Source organism: Ideonella sp. P3_A4 (assembly GCF_056403075.1).
The window spans coordinates 1-4,683 of record NZ_JBFUGE010000469.1 but is presented as its reverse complement, the minus strand read 5'-3'; the positions used below and the strand labels follow the sequence as shown (position 1 = coordinate 4,683).

The 4,683-nt window shown below is 67.3% G+C and carries 5 protein-coding genes; 3 read left to right on the top strand and 2 right to left on the bottom strand.

The window, feature by feature from the left end; translation table 11 throughout:
* Both AC1DYI_RS26995 and AC1DYI_RS26990 read left to right on the top strand, forming a co-directional pair.
* The coding region (locus tag AC1DYI_RS26995; RefSeq protein ID WP_477207206.1) for a nuclear transport factor 2 family protein at positions 1 to 414 on the top strand (414 nt) is incomplete at its 5' end.
* A gap of 104 nt (positions 415 to 518) precedes the next feature.
* Entirely contained in the window at positions 519 to 1,103 is a 585-nt protein-coding gene (locus AC1DYI_RS26990; RefSeq protein WP_477207205.1) for a dihydrofolate reductase family protein, read from the top strand.
* Here AC1DYI_RS26990 and AC1DYI_RS26985 read toward each other — a convergent pair.
* Positions 1,082 to 2,563: a pyridoxal phosphate-dependent decarboxylase family protein gene (locus AC1DYI_RS26985; protein WP_477207204.1), complete on the bottom strand. Its 1,482-nt coding sequence runs from the start codon at positions 2,561 to 2,563 to the stop codon at positions 1,082 to 1,084. The two genes, AC1DYI_RS26990 and AC1DYI_RS26985, sit on opposite strands and share 22 nt — an antisense overlap.
* Positions 2,564 to 2,653: 90 nt before the next feature.
* Between AC1DYI_RS26985 and AC1DYI_RS26980 the strand changes: the two genes are divergently transcribed.
* On the top strand, positions 2,654 to 3,154 hold the full coding sequence (locus tag AC1DYI_RS26980; protein WP_477207203.1) for an Lrp/AsnC family transcriptional regulator: 501 nt from the start codon (positions 2,654 to 2,656) through the stop codon (positions 3,152 to 3,154).
* A 57-nt stretch (positions 3,155 to 3,211) separates the two neighbouring features.
* Here AC1DYI_RS26980 and AC1DYI_RS26975 read toward each other — a convergent pair.
* Positions 3,212 to 4,683, bottom strand: a 1,472-nt coding sequence (locus AC1DYI_RS26975) for a hypothetical protein (protein WP_477207202.1), incomplete at its 5' end; no start/stop codon positions are given.

Here is a 4,683-nt window from a genome sequence, read left to right as displayed (position 1 = left end):
GTGAAAGAGCGCACGCCGGCGGCCGAGCCACAGCGGCTCAGCGAGCAGGCGCTCGATGGCCTGCTACAGCGCTTCGTGAGCGCCTGGGAGCACCGCGACATCTCAGCGATGGTCAGCCTGCTGGCCGAGGACGCCCGCTTCACGATGCCGCCGCTGCCCGCCTGGTTCAACGGCCGCCGCTTCGCCCTGATGTTCTTCGCCGAGCGCGTCTTCCAGACACCGTGGCGGCTGCAGCCCCTTCGCGGCAACGGCCAGCCGGGCTTCGCCTGCTACATGCAGCAAACCGGCGATGACCGCTTCCGGCCGGGCGGCGTGGTGCTGCTGCGCCTGCGCGATGGGCTCATCGACTCCATCGACAGCTTCATCGACCCCGCCGTCTGTCGGCGTTTCGGCATGGCCGACGAACTTTTTTGAGAAACCGCTGCCGACACCGATGAGTTGGGCCCTTGCCCTGTCTCCAAAGATTGACACGCCCCGGATGGACCGGCCCGCGTGGCTCAACCGCAGGAGACCCTTTCATGGCCAAGCTCATCGTCAGCATCCTCAGCTCACTCGACGGCTACTGCGCCGGCCCCGGCGGCGCGCTCGCCGGCCTGCCGATGGATGCCGCCTTCAGCATCCACAACCTCGACTGCATGCGCCGCGCCGGCACCTTGCTCTTTGGCGCGACCACCTTTCCGATGTTCGAGGCCTATTGGCCCCAAGTCGACCGCGGCCCCGGCAGTGAACCGATCCAACGCGAGATCGCCGAGCGTGTGGCGGCCGCGCGCAAGGTGCTCGTCAGCGACAGCTCAGGCGTGCGCCCGGATTCGCCCTGGTCTGGCACCGAAGTGATCCCTCGCGCGCAGGCCCAGACGCGCATCGCACAACTCAAGGCCACGCCCGGCTCCGACCTGCTGATCTACGGCAGCCACCTGCTCTACAACGGCCTGTTGGCGCACGGCCTGGTCGACGAGATGCACCTGCTGATGGGCAACGTGCTGCTGGGTGATGGCGTGCCCACCTTCGAGCCCGGCCCGGCGCAGCAATGGGTGCTTCTGGGCCAGCGCCGTCTGCCAGGGTCAGACACCGTGGCCTTGCACTACGACTGCCGGCCGCGCTGAAGTCGCAAGCCGGCGAGCTCGGCTGCACCGTAGGCATCCAGCCTGCGAATCGTTTCTCGCATGTCCATCTCGGTCGCATCGGGGTGAATGGCGCAGATGCGCAGGACGGTGCAGCCTCTCAGCTGTGTCGTTAGCACTGCGGCGAAGCCATCGTCGATTGCGCGCCGTGAGATGGCGCGACTCAGCGCGTCGGTGGCCTCCGGCGACAGGCCCGGGTGCGTCATGCGGAAGGTGACGATGGCCAACTGCGCAGGCGATACGACTTCCCAGTGGGCATGCCTGCGCAGTTCGTCCTCGGCCCATTGCGCCAGTTGGCAGCCGTGAGCGATCGCTTCGCCAACCGCCTGTGAGCCCAGCACCTGCAGCGTCAGCCAGAGCTTCATCGCACGTGCCGGTCTTGTCAGCTCACCGCTCAGGTCCCAGTAGTTGATCTGGTCTGTGTCGACGTGCGCATCGCGCAGGTACTCAGGCCGGGTGTGGAATGTCTGCGTGAGGTGCTCGCGATGGCGCACCAGCACCATGCCGCAACCGTAGGTCTGGAACAGCCACTTGTGGGCGTCCCAGCTCAGGCTGTCGGCCTCGCCGATGCCGTCGAGAAGACCCTGATGAGCGGGAGACAGGGCGGCCGATGCACCATAGGCGCCGTCTACATGCATCCACAAGCCATGCCTATCGCATAACGTGCGAATGGYCCGCAGCGGGTCCACGCTGCCGGTGTTGGTGGTGCCCGCACTGGCAATGACCACGAACGGTTTGAGCCCGGCAGCATGGTCCTGTTCGATGGCGCTGGCCAGCGCGGCCATGTCCATGCGGAACGCTGTATCCGTCGGCATGCGCCGGATCTGATCGGGCCCGAAGCCGATGATCTTCAGGCCCTTGGCGACCGAAGAATGCGTCTGCTCCGACACGTAGGCCACGGCGAGTGGCCGCTCGTGCAGCGCGAGCTTCTGATCCCGTGCCACGGTGAGCGCCGTGAGATTGGCCATCGAGCCGCCCGACACGAAAAGCCCGCCGGCCGTTGCCGGCAGACCCACGCGAGACGCAAGCCATTCGATGAGCCCCGCCTCGACCGCACTGGGGCCCGAACTCTGCAGCCAGCTGCCCGCGTGAGCGTTGTGCATGGCAGTGACCAAGTCACCCAGTGCCGACAGCGGCGAAGCAGGGCCAGGAATGAAGGCGAAGAAGCGAGGATGGTCCATCTTCGCGCGCCACGGGTTGATGTCTTGCAACAGCTGGGTGACCACATCGTTCAACGGGCGCCCGATGGCCGGGACACCCATGTTGCGCAAGGCTGCGGCACCTGCCGCGTCAATGACCTGCACAGCCCGCTGCATGGGCCATTGCTGACTGTGATCGCCCACACGGCTCACAGCTTCGGCGAAAGCCTGCGGCGTGACGCTGCCAAGCAAACGGCTGGACAGGCCAGCTTCGGGTGGGGCCGTCAGGGGCTGGGAGTCCAACTGATCAATCATTAGAATTCCATTGAATGCTGTTCCGTGGTTTTTCTATTCTGTGGAATGTCATTCAACAAATACAGCACTTCGACTCATATGGCCAAAAATACGAATGAGCTTCAGCCAGAAGGCGCCACGGCGGCACGCCTGGACTCGGTTGACCGAAGACTGTTAGGGCTGCTGGCCGGCGACAGCACGCTGAGCTACACCGAACTCGGGCAAGCCCTGCACCTGTCGGCCCCCGCCGTGCATGAGCGCGTGAAGCGGCTCAAGCGCGACCGCGTCATCCTGGGGACCGTGGCGCGGCTCGACGGCGTCAAGCTCGGCCGCCCGCTGCTGTGCTTCGTGCAAGTCATCACCAACACCGTGAAACGCGCCCGTCAGGTCGCCGCGTTGTCGTCGCTGGCCGACATCGAAGAGATCCATACCGTCACCGGCGAGAGCGGCATCCTGCTCAAGGTGCGCACGCGGGACACGCAGGCACTGGAGGCTCTGCTGGCGAAGATCCATGGGGTCGAGGGCGTGGAAGGCACGCGCACGCAGATCGCCCTGTCGACTTTGCTCGAACGTGGGCCCAGTCCTGATCTGGCGGGCTGATCCTGTCGAGGGTCGAACCTCGCCAGCGGATCTTCGTTTAGCTCGCTCGGCTTGTCCTCATGCCCACGTCTCGCGCACAAAGTCCAGAAACGCCTGCGAGCTCAACAGTTGGGGCAACCGTCGTTGCGTGATCGCGTTCTTCTGCGCCTGGAATGCCATCACGACCTGGACCTCGCCGTCCTCCAGCGCATGGTGGTGGACCATGCGGCACTGCCGGTACTCATCGCCGGTGCGCACCAGGGCCAGCACGGCGCATTCGTCCAGGCCCTGGATGGCCGGGAACTCCAGCATCAGCACCTCGATGCCCGCCATCTGGATCACCCGGCAGGCCAGGCCACCGGGTTCGACGCGCTCGGCGGCCGGCAGGGTGGCGGCCTTCTCAAGCCACATTCGCTGCAATTCGGCCGGGCCGCCGTCGCCCGCGAACCGGCTCCAGAACTGCGCGGGCTCCTTGATGAGTGTCTGGTGCAGTTCCGTGGTGATCTCCCAGTGGTGGCAACGCCGCCCGCGGGGGTCGATGTCCCGGTGCAGCAGCGAGGGCGGCACGGGGCGCAGGGCCGCGCGGTAGGCCTCGGGGCTGGGCCAGTGGGCCAACGGCGGCGTCGATGCCAGCGCCTCGCGCAGCCTCAGCCAGGCCTCGCGGTCGCTGGCCTGCGGCACATGCGCGTAACGCGCATCCAACTGCTCGGCCACGCGGGTCGCCGCCGGGTTGCCGTTCAGGTGGGCCACCACCAGCCGGGCCGAGGGCTCCAGCAACTGCTCTTGCAGGTTGCACGAGCCGTCCGAACCCTCGGGGCGGCCCTGCCATGAGTAGCAGGTCTTGTAGGGCGTGCGGATGGCTGCGCCGCTGTCGTCGTTGAGCAGTTGGTCCAGCCCCGCAAGGTCGCGGCTCAGCTCCGCCAGCGGCAACAGCTTGTCGTGCACCATGGCCAACAAGCCGGGGAGCTGGCTGCGACGGTCGAGGTCCCAGTCGTGCGAGGCGTCCGGCCCCGGCGCAAAGAACGCGAGGCTCAAGCGCAGGGCGTCGGGCCAAAGCCGAGGATGGGTTTGGGCCGCCGCGTGCATGGCCGTGCAGGCTTCGTGATGGACGCTGAACACCAGGTCCAGCCTCTCGTAGCGCATCAGCTGGACGACGAGCTGCTGGCGCACCGGCCCCAGCGTGCGGCTCAGCGTGATGGTCCGCACCGGCGTGGGTACCTCAGGCTCCAGCGCAAAGCCATGCGAAGCCATGGCCTCGGCCAGCGCGGGGGCGAGCACGGCCATCACCTCGTCCTCGCCGCGCAGCATGTCGTCGGGCGGCGATTCGTCGGGGTCGGACTGCCCGAACTCGGCGGGAATCACCCGCCCCCCGGGCAGGAAGCCGATGCCCAGCTCGGGGTCGTAGGCGACCAGGCCCAGGCTCCCCGCGATCTCCACCGCCGCCTGGTAAGCGCGCTGGGTGTTGGTGGGCGGCAGGTCGAACTGCCACGCCGCACGGCGAACCGCGCTGGCGCGGGCGAGCGGCCCGCGCGATGCGCCCTCGCCCGCAC